Origin of the sequence: Lachnoclostridium sp. An76 (assembly GCF_002161355.1) — a bacterium.
In the GTDB taxonomy this organism is placed as follows: domain Bacteria; phylum Bacillota; class Clostridia; order Lachnospirales; family Lachnospiraceae; genus Mediterraneibacter; species Mediterraneibacter caccavium.
Window position 1 is genome coordinate 26,699 of record NZ_NFHL01000011.1, and the last position, 19,172, is coordinate 45,870.

A 19,172-nucleotide genomic window follows, 5' to 3' on the forward strand; every position below is an offset into this window, starting at 1 on the left:
TATGGAACGGATCAAAGTAGAATCAGTGAGTTATTCTTATCAGAATAAATATCAGACCGTGGAAGCAGTCAGGGATGTCACCTGTTCATTTGAGACAGGCAGGCTGTATGTGATCACAGGGGAGTCGGGAAGCGGCAAGAGTACATTCCTGTCCCTGCTGGCAGGGCTGGACTGCCCGGGCAGCGGGAGGATCCTTGTGGACGGTGATGATATAAGCCATACAGACAGGGATGCATACCGAAGGGAAAAAGTGGCTGTGATCTACCAGGCTTTTCATCTCTTCCCCCTGCTCACTGCCCTGGAAAATGTCATGTATCCTCTGGAGATACGGGGAATGCCTGGAAAAGAAGCGAGGCGGCAGGCAGAGGCCTGTCTGGAGGAGGCCGGGGTCAGCAGGAAGTTATTCGGACAGTATCCGAAGATGATGAGCGGAGGAGAGCAGCAGAGGACCGCAGTGGCGCGCGCGATCGCATCCGGCGGGAAGATCCTGCTGGCGGACGAGCCTACCGGCAGCCTGGATTCGGAAAATGAGGAAAAGATCGTGGATCTCCTCTTGTCTCTGGCGCATGAGAGGGATTATACAGTCATCATGGTCACGCACAACAGAGAAATCGCGGAGAGGGCGGATGTGCGTCTGGTCATGAAGGACGGAAGGATGACAATGGAACAGTGAGGTGTTGAGGATGACATTCTACTATAGTATAAAACAGATGCGCCGGAGTCCTCTGAAAAGCCTGCTGTTCGCTGTCCTCATCGCCGTGTGCGCCTTCTGCCTTTCGCTGGGAGGAGCTCTGTGGTACATGGGGAGCAGCGGCTTTCAGGATTTCGACGGGCTGTATACCACCATCGGGACAGTTGAGCAGAAATATGAAGGCACAGAGGTGCGCTCGAGCTGGGATCCGGAAACACAGGCATACGAGTATTACAGCGGGGGATATTACGGAGAATGGATCCCGGAAGATGTCCTGGATTTTAAAGGGGCGGACTATATTTTGAAGCCTAGGCAGCGCCCTTATTTCGGAGCATATATCGAAGACCTGTATCATGGGATCGGGAGCGCGGACATGGGAGTCGTGGAAGCCACGCCGCTCAAGACGGGAGCAATGTACCCTTCTCTGCCCATGCGCGTGACACGCGTGCTGGAGGGGACGATGCAGGAAGGGGAGATCTTCTATCTCTGCGACCATCAGAGCGAGGAACCGGCCATCCTGGAGTCGGGAAAAACGTATGTGATGCAGCTTTCCATGTTCGGGACAGCGCATGGGCCCAATGTCCAGGCGGGAGAACAGACCATGGAGTACCTTCTCTCTTCAGGGATCGCATCCACTCAGTACACGATCGACATGGAGCCTGTGTATGACCCCGTCACGGAAGAGGACCGCTGGTATGATGAGGTGACGGATGGATTTTATGAGACTGAGAGAGGGAAGCGCTGGCTTGCGCTCAGCAGTTACCAGGATTACAGCATGCGCACGATCCCGGTCCAGCCCACGGACGGGACGAAGCTGCTCATGTATTTCTATAACGGGGAAGCACAGATCACAGAGGGGCGCGATATCACAGAAGAGGAATATAAGGACGGCGCAAAGGTCTGCCTGATCCCTGAAATGCTGGCGATGAGGCTGGGAAAGAAGGTCGGAGATACACTGGCTCTGCCGCTTTATTATGCTGATTATTCCCGGGCGGTAGGGGACGCCTTCATGCTGGGCACCCGCAGTCATGTCTCTGTGAATCTCCTGAATGCGGAAGGAGAGATATATCAGATATTCAATGAGCAGGAGTACGAGATCGTCGGGCTCTATACGGCGGAAGATAAGGGATCGGGCAGTTATTCCGCAGGGGAGTATGAGGTGGTCATCCCGTGGAACGCGGTCCCGGAAAACTGCTGGGAAGATAATATCGCAGGGGCAGGACCCATGAAAGGAGCGGATACGTCATTTCAGATCCCCAACGGGACAGTGGAAGAGTTCCGGGAAGCGTGGGAGGCACTTGGCATTGATGGCCTGGAGATCCGCTTTTATGATATGGGATACACTCAGCTGAAGGACAGCCTGGAGAACCGTCAGCTCATGTCAGCGATCTTTCTTCTCAGCGGGGGAGTGATGGCAGTCCTGATCTTATGTTTTTTCTCAAGCCTGTTTATCACCGGGCAGAAAGAGCGCATCGCTGTGGAAAGACTGATGGGACGGACAAAACGCCAATGCGCGTTATCCATTCTGTCCGGGATGATTGTCTTAAGCGCGGCAGGATGTATTGCAGGGAGCGCAGCGGGCTGGCTTGCCTCGGGAAAAGCTGCGCAGGAAGCTGGGGATACCCTGGAGTTTGACCGGACTTACAGTGATAATACGATCGCAAATACAGAGCCGGAAGACACAGGAGAGCCTCCGGGAGCAGTGCTGCCCTGTGTTACGGGAGGCGTGCTGCTGGCGGCATCGGCGGTGGTCTCCGGGGGATATATGCGGGCAGTGCTCAGGAAAGAGCCTCTGCGGATGCTGGGAGAGATAGAGGAATAACGGGAAAGAAAGAGATCAATGAACGTGCAGCTAAAGCACCGGTTTTTCTGCGGAAGGCGGAGAGACCGGTGCTTTGGCGTTATTGCAGTATCAGTACCTTTTTTGATACAATTTCTCCACCACCCCGATCACCGCATACAGTCCCATCGCCATAATGCACAGCAGCACGATCGACATGATCAGCCAATCCATTTTAAACACCTGGCTCGAATAAATGATCAGATGCCCCAGCCCGTTCCTCGCTGCCAGGAATTCCCCAATCACCACCCCGACCAGGCAAAGCCCGATATTGACTTTCATATTGCTGATCACAGCAGGCACAGAGCTCGGCAGCACGACTTTAAAAAGTGCATGCCGTCTCGTCCCGTGCAGGGTATAGATCAGCTTGATCTTTTCCCGGTCGACAGTGGTGAAGCTGGTGTACAGGTTCATGATACTGCCGAATATCGCCACGGACATGCCGGCGACGATGATGGTCGTGGGGGTCGCGCCCAGCCATACGATAAGAAGAGGTGCGAGGGCGGATTTCGGCAGGCTGTTCAGGACGACCAGATAGGGTTCCAGTATCTCGGAGAGCTTCCGGCTGCACCAGAGAAGGACAGCGAGGAGGATGCTGAACAGTGTGACGAGCAGGAAGCTGACAATGGTTTCATACAGTGTGACGCCGATATGCAGGAAGATCGAGCGGTCTGTAACCATTTCCCGGAAGCAGAGAGCGATTTTGGAAGGACTGCTGAAGATAAAAGAATCAATGATCCCTGTATCTGCACAGACTTCCCACAGGATGAGGAAGAGCACCAGGATCAGAATCCGTGCAAGACGTACGATCAGGCGGTGGCGGCGCAGGCGGGAGAGAAACAGTTCCTGTCCGTGTGAGATTTTATTCATCGCGATTCAGCTCCTTCCATATTTCATTAAAATAAGTCTTAAATTCCGGCGCATTTCTCCGGTTCAGCGGTGTGTCGTTCTCCAGGGAGAATCTGACAGGGACAGTGCGCACGATCGATGCCGGCCGTTTGGACAGGATAATGACCCGGTCTGAGAGGCTGACGGCTTCGGAGAGATCGTGGGTGACAAGGAGCGCTGTCTTCCCGGAACGGCGGATGATCTGCCCGATGTCATCGCTTACCGTGAGCCGTGTCTGGTAGTCCAGAGCGGAAAACGGTTCGTCGAGGAGCAGGAGCTCCGGATCCAGCAGAAGAGTGCGGATCAGGGCGGCCCGCTGACGCATGCCGCCGGACAGTTCGGAAGGCCTGGAGCGTGCGAACCGTTCCAGCCCGTACTGTTCCAGGAGCTGCTCAGCGCGGGCGCGGATCTGTGGCGTCACCTTCCCGCGGATCTCAGCCCCGAGGATCACATTGCGGTATACAGTGCGCCATTCAAACAGATGGTCATGCTGCAGCATGTAGCCGATCTTGGAAGAATTCTCTGTCAGGGGTATCCCGCCAAGGGACATATTCCCGGATTCGGGCTGCATAAGGCCGGCGATGAGGGAGAGAAGGGTGGACTTGCCGCAGCCGGAGGGACCGACCACTGCTGTAAATTCTCCGGGCATGAGTGTAAATGACAGGTCCGCCAGGGCTTTTGTCTCCCCGCCCGGTGTATGATAGGAATAACTGACATTGCTCAGTTTCAGGATTGGTTCCATAGGATTCACTTCCATCCGTGCTGTATATTATCTAATGTATGTAAAAATACAGGCGGTGTGAAAACGTATGACACTGTCCGCGGCAGCAGTGCGGGAATATGGAAAACGCCTGGAAAACGGCTTTGCAAAAATGCGTTTTCCGGCGTTGTATGAGAAGGAAAAGAGCGGTATAATAAAACCAGAGATACATGTTGATACAGCGCGCGGAAGATATGAGCGGATAAACAGTGGCAGGTATGATGTTCCGCGGGATAGCCTGCGGACCCTGCACTGGCAGCAGAGAGGAGAGATGGATATGTCAGGACATAAGATCATTACGATTGGACGGCAGTTCGGGAGCGGAGGACGCGAGATCGGACAGAAGCTTGCCGAGAGACTGGAGCTTCCTCTTTACGACCGCAGGCTTGTGACCATGGCGGCGGAGGCACTCGGCGTAAGGGAGGAGGATGCAGAGCGGGTCGATGAATCCAGCCTGAATTCATTTGTTTCAAACTATACTGTATCGCCGGGGATGTACATGGAATTTATCAGCGCTACGCCCTACATCCAGTCATTTGACGATGAGGTATACCGGAAAGAGGCTGAGATCATCAGGAACCTTGCTGAGAAGGGCCCATGCATTATCGTGGGGCGCTGTGCGGATTATGTCCTTAAGGACAGGGCGGAGTGCATCAATGTCTTTATCTGTGCGGACAAGGCGGACAGGATAAAACGGATCGCCAGACTGTATGGTCTGACGGAACGCAAGGCGGCGGAGCGGATCCGGCGGACGGACTGGGAGCGCAGGTATTATTATGAGCTCCATACAGGGCAGGACTGGGGCGCCGTGAGTTCGCACCAGATGCTCTTTAATGTCAGTCTCCTTGGGATGGACAAAGTCATAGACTATCTGGAGGCGGTGTACAAATGCTGAGGCACAGGAGAGCAGGACAATGAACGTGCAGAAAGTAAATTATCAGAAAGAGCTTGAACGTATCTTAAAAGAGCTGGAGACTGAGGGCAGGGTCCCGACACTCCTTATCCATAGCTGCTGCGCTCCGTGCAGCAGCTATGTTCTGGAATATCTTTCCCAATATTTTAAGATCACGGTTTTTTATTACAATCCCAATATTTATCCTGAGAGCGAGTATACAAAACGGATCCTGGAACAGCAGAAGCTGATCCGGGATATGAACCTGAAATACCCGGTCTCTTTTCTTGCGGGCAGATATGAGAAGGAAAAGTTTTATGCTATGGCAGAGGGCATGGAGGATCTGAGAGAAGGCGGGGCCAGGTGCATGAAATGCTATGAGCTCCGGCTTTCGGAGGCTGCGCGGCAGGCTGCAGCAGGAGGGTTTGATTATTTTACGACCACTCTGAGCATCAGCCCTATGAAAAACGCACAGAAGCTAAATGAGATCGGCGCGCGGCTGGGCAGAGAATACGGCGTTGAGTATCTGGTGTCTGATTTTAAGAAAAAGAACGGGTATAAACGTTCGATCGAATTGTCGAAAGAGTATGGATTGTACCGGCAGGATTACTGCGGATGCGAGTTCTCCCTGAGAGAGCGGGAGGCGCAGAAAAAGTAAGCTGGAAAATGCTTTGGGAGTAGCCCAGGCAGGAGATGAGGCGGCTCCATTACGGCACCCTTACAGCGGATTCGTGATATTCACGTGATATTCACAGGATATTCGTGCATAAAACAGTAGACATTTCACACTTTAGTGTGATAAACTAAGTGGAAAATGCGGCGGCAGACCTGCCGGATCCGCATATGGATAAGAACTATTATAGAGAAAAGAGGATAAGGAATGGCACAGTTATGGGGCGGCCGTTTCACAAAAGAGACGGACAAGTTAGTTTACAACTTTAATGCTTCCATCTCCTTTGACAAACGGTTTTACAGACAGGACATCCGCGGCAGCATTGCCCATGTGACGATGCTTGCGAAGCAGGGCATCCTGACAGAGGAAGAGAAGGAGCAGATCATAGACGGGCTGAACGGCATCCTGCGGGATGTGGAGAACGGGAGCCTTCCGATCACGGACGAATACGAAGACATCCACAGTTTCGTGGAGGCGAACCTGACCGCCCGCATCGGCGATGCGGGGAAGAAGCTGCACACCGGGCGCAGCCGGAACGACCAGGTGGCGCTGGACATGAAGCTCTACACGCGGGATGAAGTCACAGAGCTGGACGGGCTTTTACGAGAGCTGCTGGAAGTGCTCCTGACATTGATGAAAGAAAATACAGAGACATTTATGCCGGGATTCACCCATCTCCAGAAGGCGCAGCCGATCACACTGGCGCACCACATGGGAGCCTATTTTGAGATGTTTAAGAGGGACCGGCAGCGGATGCGGGACATTTATAAAAGGATGAATCTCTGTCCGCTTGGATCGGGAGCCCTTGCGGGGACGACCTATCCCCTTGACAGGGAATATACGGCGGAGCTGCTCGGATTTGACGGGCCGACGCTGAACAGCATGGATTCCGTGTCCGACAGGGACTACCTGATCGAGCTGCTCTCGGCAATGTCCACAGTGATGATGCACCTGAGCCGTTTCTCGGAGGAGGTCATTATCTGGAACTCCAATGAGTATAAGTTCGTGGAGATCGACGACGCGTACAGTACGGGCAGCAGCATCATGCCGCAGAAGAAGAACCCGGATATCGCGGAGCTGGTGAGAGGCAAGACGGGAAGAGTCTACGGGGCGCTCATGTCCCTGCTGACCACGATGAAAGGCATTCCCCTTGCATATAATAAGGATATGCAGGAGGACAAGGAACTGGTATTTGATGCCATTGACACGACGAAGGGCTGCCTGGCATTATTTACAGGAATGCTCAGGACTATGAAGTTTAATGCAGAGCGCATGGAAGAGAGCGCAAAGCACGGCTTCACCAACGCCACGGACGCAGCGGACTATCTGGTGAACCATGGAGTCCCCTTCCGGGACGCCCACGGGATCGTGGGACAGCTCGTCCTCTACTGTATAGAGAAGAAGATCGCGCTGGATGACATGACGCTGGAAGAGTTCAAGTCGATCTCACCGGTGTTCGAGGAGGATATCTACGATGTGATCAGCATGAAGACCTGTGTGGAGATGAGAAATACCATCGGCGCGCCGGGGAAAGCGGCGATGGAGAAGGTGATCGCCGCGGAGGAAGCATACCTGGCGGAAAACCCGGAGCTCCAGCAGTAATGCAGAGGCAGCACTAAGAGATATCAGTAAAACAGATATCAGCGGAACAGATATCAGTGAAATAGATATCAGCGAAAGAGATATCGGAGAAATAAGAAAGATTTACAGATACAGACAGAAAAGGAGAAGGAAAAATGGATCAGAAATTGAAAGTAGGTATTCTTGGCGCAACAGGAATGGTGGGACAGAGATTCATCTCTCTGCTTGAGGACCATCCGTGGTTTGAGGTAGTGACAGTGGCGGCAAGCCCGCGTTCCGCAGGCAAGACATATGAAGAGGCAGTGGGAGACCGCTGGAAAATGGACACTCCGATGCCGGAGGCTGTGAAAAACCTTGTCGTGCTCAATGTAAACGACGTAGAGCACGTGGCATCTACGGTTGATTTTGTATTCAGCGCAGTGGATATGAGCAAGGACGAGATCAAAGCGATCGAGGAAGCATATGCGAAGACAGAGACTCCGGTCGTATCCAACAACAGCGCGCACCGCTGGACCCCGGACGTGCCGATGGTAGTGCCGGAGATCAACGCGGAGCATTTTGACGTGATCCCGGACCAGAAGAAACGTCTCGGCACAACACGCGGATTCATCGCGGTAAAACCGAACTGCTCCATCCAGAGCTACGCTCCGTGCCTTGCGGCATGGAAAGAATTCGGACCGAAGGAACTGGTCGTTACCACGTACCAGGCAATCTCAGGTGCGGGAAAGACCTTCAAAGACTGGCCGGAGATGGTCGGAAATATCATCCCCTTCATCGGCGGCGAGGAAGAGAAGAGCGAGCAGGAGCCGCTCCGCGTGCTTGGCAAAGTAGAGAATGGGCAGATCGTAAAGGCAGAGCTGCCGAAGATCACATGCCAGTGCGTGCGCGTTCCGGTGCTGAACGGCCATACAGCGGCAGTGTTCATCAACTTTGAGAAAAAGCCGACGAAAGAGCAGCTCATCGAAAAGCTCGTGAACTTCAAAGGCTTCCCGCAGGAAGCAGGGCTTCCGAGCGCTCCGAAGCAGTTCATCCAGTACCTGGAGGAGGACAACCGCCCGCAGGTAACTCTGGACGTGGACTACGAGAACGGAATGGGCGTGTCTATCGGACGCTTAAGAGAAGACAGCATGTATGACTTCAAATTCATCGGACTGTCACACAACACAGTCAGAGGCGCGGCAGGCGGCGCAGTGCTGTGCGCAGAGGCGTTGACAGCGAAAGGATACATCGCGAAAAAGTAAAAAAGGGACAGGGCAAATGTCAATTGGGGACGTAGTAAAATCGAAAATGACTACGTCCCCAAACACAGAATTTTCACAATTTCAGGAGGTGTTTTAACATGGGTATGACAATGACGCAGAAGATCCTGGCAGCCCACGCCGGGCTTGATTCTGTCGAGGCAGGCCAGCTGATCGAGGCGAAGCTTGACGTGGTCATGGCGAATGACATCACAGGACCGATGGCCCTGCCGATCATCAAACAGATGTCAGATCATGTATTTGACAAGGATAAAGTGGTATTTGTGCCGGATCATTTTACGCCGAACAAGGATATCAAATCCGCAGAGAACTCCAAGGCGATCCGCGAGTACGCAAAGGAGCAGGGGCTGACCTGGTACTTTGAGCAGGGCAAATCCGGCGTGGAGCATGCGATCCTTCCGGAGGCGGGAGTTGTCGTTGCAGGCGAGTGCATCATCGGTGCGGATTCCCACACATGTACATACGGAGCCCTCGGCGCATTCTCCACAGGAATGGGGACGACAGACGTGGCGACGGGCATGGCGACCGGCGAGATCTGGTTCAAGGTGCCCAGCGCGATCAAGTTCGTCCTGACAGGGAAGCCGGGGAAATATGTGAGCGGAAAAGACATCATCATCCATATCATCGGAAAGATCGGCGTGGACGGCGCTCTCTATAAATCCATGGAGTTCACCGGAGACGGGATCGCGAACCTTTCCATGGACGACCGCTTTACAATGGCGAATATGGCCATCGAGGCGGGCGCAAAGAACGGCATCTTCCCGGTGGATGAGAAGGCGGAAGCGTACATGAAAGAGCACTCCAAAAAACCGTATACCATTTACGAGGCGGATGAGGATGCGCAGTATGACGATGTGATCACCATCGATCTCTCCGAGGTGCGTCCGACGGTCGCATTCCCCCACCTTCCGGGAAATGCGAAGACCATCGATGAGGTGGAAGCGATGGAGCCCATCAAGATCGACCAGGTTGTCATCGGTTCCTGCACAAACGGACGCATGGAGGATATGAGGAAAGCGGCGGCGATCCTGAAGGGACATACCGTGCACCCGGATGTGCGTGTCATGGTCATCCCGGCGACACAGAAGATCTATAAGGAATGTATTAAAGAAGGACTGCTGGATATCTTTGTGGATGCAGGATGCGCGGTCAACACGCCGAGCTGCGGCCCGTGCATGGGCGGTCACATGGGCGTCATGGCGGCAGGAGAGAAGTGCGTATCCACGACGAACAGGAACTTCGTAGGACGTATGGGACATGTGGATTCCCTGATCTACCTTGCATCGCCGGAAGTGGCGGCTGCAAGCGCGATCGCAGGATATATCGCAAATCCGGAGAAAGTAGGTGAGGCAGAATGAGAGCAAAGGGACATGTTTTTAAATATGGGGACAATGTAGACACAGATGTGATCATCCCGGCAAGATATCTGAACTCATTTGACGCGCAGGAGCTTGCGAGCCATGCCATGGCGGACATTGATCCGGATTTTGTGAAAAAGGTAAAACCCGGCGACCTGATCGTGGCGAACAAGAATTTCGGCTGCGGGTCTTCCAGGGAGCATGCGCCTCTCTGCCTGAAGACAGCGGGTGTAAGCTGCATCATTGCCGAGACATTTGCCAGGATCTTCTACCGCAATGCCATCAATATCGGCCTTCCGATCATTGAGTGCCCGGAGGCGGCGAAGGGGATCGAAGCCGGCGACGAGGTAGAAGTGGACTTTGACAGCGGCAAGATCTATGACCGCACAAAGGGGACAGAATACCAGGGACAGCCGTTCCCGGAGTTCATGCAGAAGCTGATCGCGGCAGGCGGGCTTGTGAATTATACGAACAGCAAGAAAAAGTAACAGGAAACAGAAAACAGAAGGGATGCTGTACAGGTGTGTGCGGCACCCCTTTTCGGCTATGGAAAGGAAAAGTTTATGACCAGTGAGAAGCAGATAAAAGGGAAAGCCTCGGCGCTTCTGCCGATCGGCGTTTTCCTCGTGATCTTCCTCGGAGCAGGGATTGTTTTTAATGATTTTTACGCCATGCCCGCGATCGTGGCATTCCTGATCGCTCTGTTTGTGGCGTTCCTGCAGAACAGAGGCGTCGGCTTCCAGGATAAGATGCGGCTGATCGCCCAGGGAGTGGGCGAGGAAAATATTATCACAATGAGTCTGATCTTCCTCTGTGCGGGTGGATTTTCCGGGGCAGTGACAGCGGCAGGAGGCGTGGACAGCACCGTAAACCTGGGACTGTCCCTGATCCCGGCTCATTTTGTGGTGGCAGGGCTCTTTGTGATCGGATGCTTTATCTCGGTATCCATGGGGACGTCCATGGGGACCATCGCGGCCCTTGCTCCGATCGCGGCGGGGATCAGCGAAAAGACCGGGTTTTCGATGGCGGTCTGCACTGCTGCGGTAGTCTGCGGGGCAATGTTCGGAGACAATCTGTCCATGATCTCGGATACAACGATCGCGGCTGTCAAGACTCAGGGATGCGAGATGAAAGATAAATTTAAAGCGAACTTCCTGATCGTTCTCCCGGCGGCAGTGGCCACGATGATCTTTTTCTGGCTCGTTACAGGAGATATGAGCTTTCAGCTGAAAGATATCGGGGATTACAATCTCCTTTTGGTGGTGCCGTATCTTGTGGTCCTCGTGGGAGCGCTGATCGGGATCAATGTATTCGTAGTGCTCATCGGCGGGATCGTGATCTCTCTGATCGTGGGAGTGGGGACAGGGAATATCCTTCTCTCGGAAATGTTTACCGTAGTGGGAGACGGTGTGACTTCTATGTATGACATCACGGTGATCTCTATTATCGTGGCATGCATCGTCTCTCTGGTAAGGGCAAACGGCGGCATCCATTATATCCTGGACCTGATCAGGAGCAGGATCCGGGGGAAGAGGGGCGCCCAGGCGGGGATCGCCCTGCTGGCATTCTTCGTAGACTTGTGTACGGCGAACAATACGGTCGCCATCGTAATGTCCGGCCCCATCGCGAAGGAGATCAGCGAGGAATACGGAGTGGATCCGAAGCGCTCTGCGTCTCTGCTTGATATGTTTACTTCCGTGGGGCAGGGACTGATCCCATACGGAGCGCAGCTTTTGTCCGCGGCAACGCTGACCGGGCTGACTCCGTTTGATATGCTTCCCTATCTGGTCTATCCCATGCTCATGGCAGTGTGCGGCATTGGAGCCATCATTTTGAGCGGGAGACGGAAGAATTCTTAAATTGCGAACCACAGGGACCTGTGTTATAATACCATGCAGCAGAGAGTCCGCGCAGCCCGGCGCTGAAAAGGCTCGGGTCTGCGCAGAGAAAGAAAAAGAGGTAAAAGGATGAATCTATTATACAACAGTACAAGAAACGCAGAGAAGAAAGTGACAGCGTCCGAGGCGATCCTGAAAGGACTTGCCGATGACGGGGGCCTTTTCGTTCCGGAATATATCCCGAAGCTGGATGTGACGATGGAAGAGCTGAAATCCATGTCTTACCAGGAGACCGCCTATGCGGTAATGAAACAGTTCCTCACAGATTTCACTGAGGAAGAGCTGAAACACTGCATCAACAGTGCCTATGATTCCAAGTTTGACACCGAGGTGATCGCGCCCCTCGTGAAAGTGGAAGATACGTACCATCTGGAGCTGTTCCACGGTGCGACCATCGCTTTTAAGGATATGGCGCTTTCCATCCTGCCTCATCTCCTCACAACGGCGGCAAAGAAAAATGACGTCACAAAGGAGATCGTGATCCTGACAGCGACATCAGGGGATACGGGCAAAGCGGCACTCGCGGGATTTGCGGATGTTCCGGGGACAAAGATCATCGTGTTTTATCCAAAGGGCGGCGTGAGCAGGATCCAGGAGCTGCAGATGGTGACCCAGAAGGGAGAGAACACATCCGTAGTGGCGATCCATGGCAATTTTGACAACGCCCAGAGCGGGGTCAAAGAGATGTTCGAGGATAAAGAACTGGAAAAAGAGCTGGCGGCAGCAGGGTATCAGTTCTCGTCCGCGAACTCCATCAACATCGGGCGCCTCGTGCCCCAGGTCGTATATTATGTGTACGCCTATGCAAAACTGCTTGAAAATGAGGAGATCACAGAGGGCGAGGAGCTCAACGTGACTGTGCCCACAGGGAATTTCGGGAATATCCTTGCGGCTTACTATGCAAAACAGATGGGCGTGCCGATCGGGAAACTGATCTGTGCATCCAACGAAAACAAGGTGCTCTTTGATTTCTTCCAGACCGGTGTATACGACAGGAACAGGGAATTTATCCTGACATCGTCCCCGTCCATGGACATCCTGATCTCCAGCAACCTGGAGAGGTTGATCTACACGATCGCGGGGCAGGATGCGGAGAAGGACGCACAGCTCATGGCTCAGTTAAAAGACCGGGGCGTGTATGAGATCACCCCGGAAATGCGGGAGAAACTTGCGGATTTCGCAGGCGGGTATGCGACAGAGGAAGAATGCCGCGACGCTATCAGGACAACGTATGAAAAGACAGGATATGTGATGGATACCCATACCGCAGTGGCAGCGGCTGTATGCAAAAAGTACCGCAGTGACAGCGGAGATGCCCGGAAATGCCTTGTGGCATCTACAGCAAGCCCGTACAAGTTTATCCACAGCGTGATGAGCGCGATTGATGAAAAATATGCTGCGGCGGATGAGTTCAGCCTGATCGATGAGCTGAGCAGGATTTCCGGGACAGAGGTCCCCCGGGCGATCGAGGAGATCCGGAATGCGGAGATCAGACACTGCCTGGAGTGTGATGCAGACTGCATGAAAGAGACAGTGAAAGAAATCCTCAGGGTATAGGAACAATAGAGTCCGCGGCTGCGGGCGGGAGGAGCAGGTGCTATGGAGAATATAAACAGTGTTTGGGGATTTATCGGGATCATTGTATTTGCCTGCGGTGTTTACGCGATCTATTCCTATATAAAGATGAAAAAAGACGGGGAGATCAATGCATCGATCCTCCTCGGGAAAGATTTTATGTACAAGAAGTGTAAGGATAAAGAGGCCTATATTAAAAAGGTGGGGCCTGCGCTTCTGGGGTTCGGGCTTGTTGCCATTGTTTACGGGATCCTGGACATGATCCACTGTTATGTATATCCGATGGCGGCAGTGGATACGGTGGGAATGATCGTATTTTTTGTTGCTCTCGTATGGTTTGCTGTTTATACGGCAAGACTGAGAAATCAGTATTTTTGACAGTGGTCCGGGCGGCAGAAAAACAAAATAACGGGCAGCAGGAGGGGCAGGCTGGAGTTCAGCGCTGCCCTGAATTATTAAAAAGTAATAAAATGAAGGAAAAGGGATGAAATCCTGCATTTATCAAACGAAAAATACGGAAAATCCTTCGAAAAAATTTAAGCAGATGAATTTTGAAAAATGGAAACTTTCAATTAATAGTAAAGTTTGGAAAGATTATTGTTGATTTTTTGTCAATTCTTCTGTATAATCAAAGGTACGCCGATGTCAGACAGGATTTCGGAAGTGCTGGCAGGTAAATAATAGAAAGAAAGAGGTAGAGCGTAACATGTCAAAGATTGATTTAACTAAGTACGGTATCACAGGAACTACGGAAATCGTTCACAATCCTTCTTACGAGACACTGTTTGAGGAAGAGACAAATCCGAACCTGGAAGGGTTTGACAAAGGCCAGGTAAGCGAGCTTGGCGCTGTCAATGTTATGACAGGTATTTATACAGGGCGTTCCCCGAAAGACAAATACATTGTAATGGATGAGAACTCCAGGGACACAGTATGGTGGACAACAGATGAGTATAAGAACGACAATCACCCGGCGTCTGAAGAAGCATGGGCAGCTGTGAAAGAGATCGCAAAGAAGGAGCTCTCCAATAAGAGACTTTTCGTTGTAGATGCATTCTGCGGTGCGAATAAGGATACGCGCATGGCGATCCGCTTTATCATGGAAGTGGCATGGCAGGCTCACTTTGTTACAAATATGTTTATCCAGCCGACTGCTGAGGAGCTCGAGAACTTCGAGCCGGATTTCGTTGTTTACAACGCTTCCAAGGCAAAAGTTGAGAATTATGAAGAGCTGGGCCTGAATTCAGAGACAGCTGTTATGTTCAACATCACAAGCCGCGAGCAGGTGATCGTGAACACATGGTACGGTGGAGAGATGAAGAAAGGTATGTTCTCCATGATGAACTACTATCTGCCGCTGAAGGGCATCGCTTCCATGCACTGCTCCGCGAACACAGATATGAACGGCGAGAACACAGCGATCTTCTTCGGACTTTCCGGAACAGGAAAGACAACACTTTCCACAGACCCGAAGAGACTCCTCATCGGTGATGACGAGCACGGCTGGGACGACAACGGAGTATTCAACTTCGAGGGCGGATGCTATGCGAAGGTAATTGACCTTGACAAGGATTCCGAGCCGGATATCTACAATGCGATCAAGAGAAATGCGCTTCTTGAGAACGTAACGCTGGACGCAGAGGGACATATTGACTTCCATGACAAGAGCGTGACAGAGAATACACGTGTATCCTATCCGATCGACCACATTGAGAAGATCGTGCGTCCGGTATCCGCAGCTCCGGCAGCGAAGAATGTGATCTTCCTGTCCGCTGACGCGTTCGGCGTACTTCCGCCGGTATCCGCACTGACACCGGAGCAGACAGAGTATTACTTCCTGTCCGGTTTCACAGCAAAGCTTGCAGGAACAGAGCGCGGTATCACAGAGCCGACACCGACCTTCTCCGCATGCTTCGGACAGGCATTCCTTGAGCTGCATCCGACGAAATATGCAGAGGAGCTCGTTAAGAGAATGAAAGAGAGCGGAGCGAAAGCTTACCTCGTAAATACAGGATGGAATGGTACAGGCAAGCGTATCTCCATCAAAGATACACGCGGCATCATCGATGCGATCCTTGACGGTTCCATCGAGAAAGCTCCTACAAAGACGATCCCGTACTTCAACTTCGAAGTTCCGACAGAGCTTCCGGGAGTGGATCCGGCGATCCTTGACCCGAGAGACACATATGCTGACGCTTCCGAGTGGGAGACAAAGGCAAAAGACCTGGCTTCAAGATTCGTTAAGAACTTCAAGAAGTATGAGAGCAATGAACTCGGAAAAGCACTTGTCGCAGCAGGTCCGCAGGAGTAAGGATATTTGAGCGGGGCAGACCGCATATATTTAAAGGAAGAAAGCTTGGCTGAATACAATTGTCCGGCGGTGGATCAGAATCCGCCGGACAATGAATGCTATGTTTTCTTCCTTTAAATTTTTCATGGGATTATTTCGGATCACCATCGCCATATCTCCGCAAAAGATGCATCAAATAGCTCCGGGGGCGGAGATTTCATTTTATGGCGGACTATGATCTATCTTTCTTTTTGATAAGCCATCCTTTCGCTTCCATCATCCGTATTAATGATCCCACAGTATTTAAATCCATTCTTTTCCAGCAGGTGCTGCATGATCTTATTATCCCTGTGTGTGTCTATTTTTAAGTTGCCGCACTGAGAGAAAGCCCACTCCAGGCAGAATGAGGCCGTGCCTTTTACTGTTCCGTCTGAGGTAATGCGGTGGACGACGCCATAGGGCAGTTCGTTGAGCCAATGCCCGTTTTTAATGTGGAGATAAGTAGGGTCCGGGCCCTGCTTATAGAAAAAGACAGCAATGGGCCTGCCGTGTTGCTCGCAGATATAAGAGCATCCGGAGGCGATGTCAGAGGCGATCACGGACCTGTCAGGATAGCTATGCCCCCATTGGTCCGGATTTCCGGTTTCAGCCATAAAGATACGTGCGTTTTCATACATTTTCATAAGAAGCTCCAGTTCGTCTTCCCGTGTTTTCCTGATTTCCATAAATACCAGCCTTTCTATAATCAATTATCATTATACCACGAGCGCAGGAAAGGAAGCGCCGCGCGAGCGGCATTTACTTTCCAAGCTGTGGCTCCCGGTATAATCCCTGCGGAGCAGGGCGAAGCGGGAATCCGCTTCGGATCGCACAACGTGCAATCATTATACCAGAAAACAGAGCTCTTTGGAATTTCCAATGAAATTTTAGAAAATACAAAATCAAGTGCTTTGTATTTTTGGGAATACAAAATATGGTATAAATGACTGTAAATTGTACAAAATTGTATACATGCGCGTTTTTGAGAACGATTATCGATATAGATATTGTTTTTTTGAGGAGTTGATGATATACTAGCGCATGAAAGCCGGGATGGAGGACAAAAACCTTCACGTACGGCTAAGTTAGCAAATTAATTACAGAAGATTTCAGAGGAGGTTTTTTCGAATGGCAAAAGCAAATTTTGACCAGTGGGAAGGTTTCAGCGGGCATCTCTGGAAAGAGGAAGTCAATGTGCGTGATTTCATCCAGCACAACTATACACAGTATGACGGAGACGAATCTTTCCTCGCAGGTCCGACAGAGGCGACAAATAAACTTTGGGGCGAGCTCTCCAAGCTGCAGAAGGAGGAGCGTGCAAAGGGCGGCGTTCTGGACATGGAGACAGAGGTTGTTTCCGGCCTGACAGCATACGGCCCGGGATATATTAATGAAGAGATGAAGGATCTGGAGCAGGTGGTAGGACTCCAGACAGACAAGCCGCTCAAGAGAGCATTCATGCCGTATGGCGGGATCAAGATGGCTGAGCAGGCATGCACCACATACGGATACACACCGAGTGAAAAACTGCATGAAATCTTTACAAAATATCATAAGACACACAACCAGGCAGTATTTGATATCTATACACCTGAGATGAAGAAAGCGCGTCACAACAAGATCATCACAGGTCTTCCGGACACATACGGAAGAGGTCGTATCGTAGGCGACTATCGCCGTGTAGCTCTCTATGGTATCGACTACCTGATCGAGAAGAAGCAGTCTGATTTTGTTGAGTATGAGAGACACGGAATGAAGGGAACAGATTTCCGTCTCCGCGAGGAGATCGCTGACCAGATCCGCGCGCTGAAAGAGATGAAAGAGATGGCATCGGTTTACGGATATGATATTTCCAAGCCGGCTGCAAATGCAAAAGAGGCGGTCCAGTGGCTGTACTTCGGATACCTTGCAGCGATCAAGACACAGAACGGAGCTGCGATGAGTGTGGGACGTATCTCTACATTCCTTGACATCTATATCCAGAGAGACCTGGAGAAGGGCGCCCTGACAGAGGAGCAGGCACAGGAACTTATCGACCACATTGTCATGAAGTTCAGAATGGTGAAGTTCGCGAGGATCCCGTCCTACAACGAGCTGTTCTCCGGAGACCCGGTATGGGCGACACTGGAGATGGCAGGAATCGGAATGGACGGACGGCACATGGTTACAAAGAACGATTACCGTTTCCTCCACACACTGGAGAATATGGGACCGTCGCCGGAGCCGAACCTGACAGTACTGTACTCCTCACACCTGCCGGAGAACTTCAAGAAATATGCGGCTTATATTTCTGTTAAGACAAGTTCCATCCAGTACGAGAACGACGATGTAATGCGTCCAGTATGGGGCGACGACTACTCCATCTGCTGCTGCGTATCCGCAACAGAGACCGGCAAGGAGATCCAGTTCTTCGGGGCACGTGCGAACCTTGCAAAATGCCTTCTGTACGCGATCAACGGCGGTGTTGACGAGAAGACAAAGCAGCAGGTATCCCCGCTCTACAGGCCGATCACATCCGAGTACCTTGACTATGACGAGGTCATGGAGAAATACGACCAGATGATGGAGTGGCTGTCCAAGCTGTATGTGGATACACTGAACATGATCCACTACATGCATGACAAGTACTACTATGAGGCTGCTGAGATGGCGCTCATCGACACAAATGTAAGACGTACATTCGCGACAGGTATCGCAGGATTCTCACACGTAGTAGATTCCTTAAGCGCGATCAAGTACGCTAAGGTAAAAGTGATCCGCGATGAGGACGGACTTGCAGTTGACTATGAGGTAGAGGGAGACTTCCCGAAATATGGAAACGACGACGACCGCGCAGACGAGATCGCTGTATGGCTGCTCCGCACGTTCATGAGCAAGCTGAAGAAGTGCCACACATACAGAAATTCCGAGCCGACGACATCCATCCTTACCATCACATCCAACGTGGTTTACGGAAAGGCTACAGGATCTCTTCCGGACGGAAGAAAAGCAGGCGAGCCGCTGGCACCGGGAGCGAACCCGTCCTACGGCGCGGAGAAGAACGGACTTCTTGCTTCCCTCAATTCTGTTGCGAAGCTTCCGTATGAGCAGGCGCTTGACGGAATCTCCAACACGCAGACGATCAGTCCGGGAGCACTGGGACATGACGACGACGAGCGCAAGAACAATCTTGTACACGTTCTCGACGGATACTTCGACCAGGGAGCACATCACCTGAACGTGAACGTATTCGGAACAGAGAAACTGATCGATGCGATGGAGCATCCGGAGAAAGAAGAGTACGCAAACTTCACGATCCGCGTATCCGGATATGCAGTGAAGTTCATCGACCTGACAAGAGAGCAGCAGCTTGACGTAATCGCAAGAACCTGCCACGATAGAATGTAATTTTTTCGGGGACGTAGTGAAATTCAGTTTGACTACGTCCC

At 51.9% G+C, this 19,172-nt stretch carries 16 protein-coding genes; 13 read left to right on the forward strand and 3 right to left on the reverse strand.

Annotation, left to right across the window (positions count from 1 at the left end; all coding sequences use genetic code 11):
* The first annotated feature begins 1 nt into the window (after window position 1).
* The gene (locus B5G27_RS14505) at window positions 2-673 is read left to right on the forward strand and encodes an ABC transporter ATP-binding protein (RefSeq protein WP_087179565.1); all 672 of its coding nucleotides are present in this window, start codon (window positions 2-4) and stop codon (window positions 671-673) included.
* A gap of 10 nt (window positions 674-683) precedes the next feature.
* Window positions 684-2,513: an FtsX-like permease family protein gene (locus B5G27_RS14510; RefSeq protein WP_087179566.1), complete on the forward strand. Its 1,830-nt coding sequence runs from the start codon at window positions 684-686 to the stop codon at window positions 2,511-2,513.
* A 90-nt stretch (window positions 2,514-2,603) separates the two neighbouring features.
* On the opposite strand, the gene B5G27_RS14515 is transcribed toward B5G27_RS14510, so the two are convergent.
* Window positions 2,604-3,401, reverse strand: a complete 798-nt coding sequence (locus tag B5G27_RS14515) for an ABC transporter permease (protein ID WP_087179567.1) — start codon at window positions 3,399-3,401, stop codon at window positions 2,604-2,606.
* A complete protein-coding gene (locus tag B5G27_RS14520; RefSeq protein ID WP_087179568.1) occupies window positions 3,394-4,161 on the reverse strand; it encodes an ABC transporter ATP-binding protein in 768 nt (255 codons plus the stop codon). Before B5G27_RS14520 ends, B5G27_RS14515 begins: the two co-directional genes overlap by 8 nt.
* Before the next feature lie 295 nt (window positions 4,162-4,456).
* Between B5G27_RS14520 and B5G27_RS14525 the strand changes: the two genes are divergently transcribed.
* The 10 genes from B5G27_RS14525 to pckA all read left to right on the forward strand — a co-directional run bounded on the left by B5G27_RS14525 (window position 4,457) and on the right by pckA (window position 15,726).
* The gene (locus tag B5G27_RS14525; RefSeq protein WP_087179627.1) at window positions 4,457-5,074 is read left to right on the forward strand and encodes a cytidylate kinase-like family protein; all 618 of its coding nucleotides are present in this window, start codon (window positions 4,457-4,459) and stop codon (window positions 5,072-5,074) included.
* Between the two features lie 19 nt (window positions 5,075-5,093).
* Window positions 5,094-5,729, forward strand: a complete 636-nt coding sequence (locus B5G27_RS14530; RefSeq protein WP_087179569.1) for an epoxyqueuosine reductase QueH — start codon at window positions 5,094-5,096, stop codon at window positions 5,727-5,729.
* Between the two features lie 222 nt (window positions 5,730-5,951).
* Window positions 5,952-7,346 (forward strand): argininosuccinate lyase, encoded by a 1,395-nt coding sequence (gene argH / locus B5G27_RS14535; protein WP_087179570.1) that lies wholly within the window; start codon window positions 5,952-5,954, stop codon window positions 7,344-7,346.
* A 134-nt stretch (window positions 7,347-7,480) separates the two neighbouring features.
* Window positions 7,481-8,566: an aspartate-semialdehyde dehydrogenase gene (gene asd / locus B5G27_RS14540; RefSeq protein ID WP_087179571.1), complete on the forward strand. Its 1,086-nt coding sequence runs from the start codon at window positions 7,481-7,483 to the stop codon at window positions 8,564-8,566.
* Window positions 8,567-8,664: 98 nt separating this feature from the next.
* Window positions 8,665-9,942 (forward strand): 3-isopropylmalate dehydratase large subunit, encoded by a 1,278-nt coding sequence (gene leuC, locus B5G27_RS14545; protein WP_087179572.1) that lies wholly within the window; start codon window positions 8,665-8,667, stop codon window positions 9,940-9,942.
* Window positions 9,939-10,430, forward strand: a complete 492-nt coding sequence (gene leuD / locus B5G27_RS14550; RefSeq protein WP_087179573.1) for a 3-isopropylmalate dehydratase small subunit — start codon at window positions 9,939-9,941, stop codon at window positions 10,428-10,430. The genes leuC and leuD overlap by 4 nt, the downstream gene beginning before the upstream one ends.
* Before the next feature lie 75 nt (window positions 10,431-10,505).
* Complete coding sequence (locus B5G27_RS14555) at window positions 10,506-11,801, forward strand: Na+/H+ antiporter NhaC family protein (protein WP_087179574.1); 1,296 nt, start codon at window positions 10,506-10,508, stop codon at window positions 11,799-11,801.
* A 108-nt stretch (window positions 11,802-11,909) separates the two neighbouring features.
* The gene (gene thrC, locus B5G27_RS14560) at window positions 11,910-13,397 is read left to right on the forward strand and encodes a threonine synthase (RefSeq protein ID WP_087179575.1); all 1,488 of its coding nucleotides are present in this window, start codon (window positions 11,910-11,912) and stop codon (window positions 13,395-13,397) included.
* A gap of 42 nt (window positions 13,398-13,439) precedes the next feature.
* Window positions 13,440-13,793 (forward strand): hypothetical protein, encoded by a 354-nt coding sequence (locus tag B5G27_RS14565; RefSeq protein WP_087179576.1) that lies wholly within the window; start codon window positions 13,440-13,442, stop codon window positions 13,791-13,793.
* Window positions 13,794-14,121: 328 nt separating this feature from the next.
* Complete coding sequence (pckA, locus tag B5G27_RS14570) at window positions 14,122-15,726, forward strand: phosphoenolpyruvate carboxykinase (ATP) (RefSeq protein ID WP_087179577.1); 1,605 nt, start codon at window positions 14,122-14,124, stop codon at window positions 15,724-15,726.
* A 218-nt stretch (window positions 15,727-15,944) separates the two neighbouring features.
* Here the strand turns inward: pckA and B5G27_RS14575 are convergent, their stop codons facing one another.
* Complete coding sequence (locus tag B5G27_RS14575; protein WP_087179578.1) at window positions 15,945-16,430, reverse strand: GNAT family N-acetyltransferase; 486 nt, start codon at window positions 16,428-16,430, stop codon at window positions 15,945-15,947.
* Between the two features lie 442 nt (window positions 16,431-16,872).
* Here B5G27_RS14575 and pflB point away from each other — a divergent pair, with 442 nt between their 5' ends.
* A complete protein-coding gene (gene pflB / locus B5G27_RS14580; protein WP_087179579.1) occupies window positions 16,873-19,131 on the forward strand; it encodes a formate C-acetyltransferase in 2,259 nt (752 codons plus the stop codon).
* Window positions 19,132-19,172: the final 41 nt, after the last annotated feature.

Coding starts and splice junctions, on each gene's coding strand:
- asd (WP_087179571.1), top strand. CDS start 7,481: ATGGATCAGAAATTGAAAGTAGGTATTCTTGGCGCAACAGGAATGGTG.
- B5G27_RS14575 (WP_087179578.1), bottom strand. CDS start 16,430: ATGGAAATCAGGAAAACACGGGAAGACGAACTGGAGCTTCTTATGAAA.
- B5G27_RS14565 (WP_087179576.1), top strand. CDS start 13,440: ATGGAGAATATAAACAGTGTTTGGGGATTTATCGGGATCATTGTATTT.
- B5G27_RS14515 (WP_087179567.1), bottom strand. CDS start 3,401: ATGAATAAAATCTCACACGGACAGGAACTGTTTCTCTCCCGCCTGCGC.
- B5G27_RS14510 (WP_087179566.1), top strand. CDS start 684: ATGACATTCTACTATAGTATAAAACAGATGCGCCGGAGTCCTCTGAAA.
- pflB (WP_087179579.1), top strand. CDS start 16,873: ATGGCAAAAGCAAATTTTGACCAGTGGGAAGGTTTCAGCGGGCATCTC.
- leuD (WP_087179573.1), top strand. CDS start 9,939: ATGAGAGCAAAGGGACATGTTTTTAAATATGGGGACAATGTAGACACA.
- pckA (WP_087179577.1), top strand. CDS start 14,122: ATGTCAAAGATTGATTTAACTAAGTACGGTATCACAGGAACTACGGAA.
- B5G27_RS14555 (WP_087179574.1), top strand. CDS start 10,506: ATGACCAGTGAGAAGCAGATAAAAGGGAAAGCCTCGGCGCTTCTGCCG.
- B5G27_RS14505 (WP_087179565.1), top strand. CDS start 2: ATGGAACGGATCAAAGTAGAATCAGTGAGTTATTCTTATCAGAATAAA.
- thrC (WP_087179575.1), top strand. CDS start 11,910: ATGAATCTATTATACAACAGTACAAGAAACGCAGAGAAGAAAGTGACA.
- B5G27_RS14530 (WP_087179569.1), top strand. CDS start 5,094: ATGAACGTGCAGAAAGTAAATTATCAGAAAGAGCTTGAACGTATCTTA.
- B5G27_RS14525 (WP_087179627.1), top strand. CDS start 4,457: ATGTCAGGACATAAGATCATTACGATTGGACGGCAGTTCGGGAGCGGA.
- B5G27_RS14520 (WP_087179568.1), bottom strand. CDS start 4,161: ATGGAACCAATCCTGAAACTGAGCAATGTCAGTTATTCCTATCATACA.
- argH (WP_087179570.1), top strand. CDS start 5,952: ATGGCACAGTTATGGGGCGGCCGTTTCACAAAAGAGACGGACAAGTTA.
- leuC (WP_087179572.1), top strand. CDS start 8,665: ATGGGTATGACAATGACGCAGAAGATCCTGGCAGCCCACGCCGGGCTT.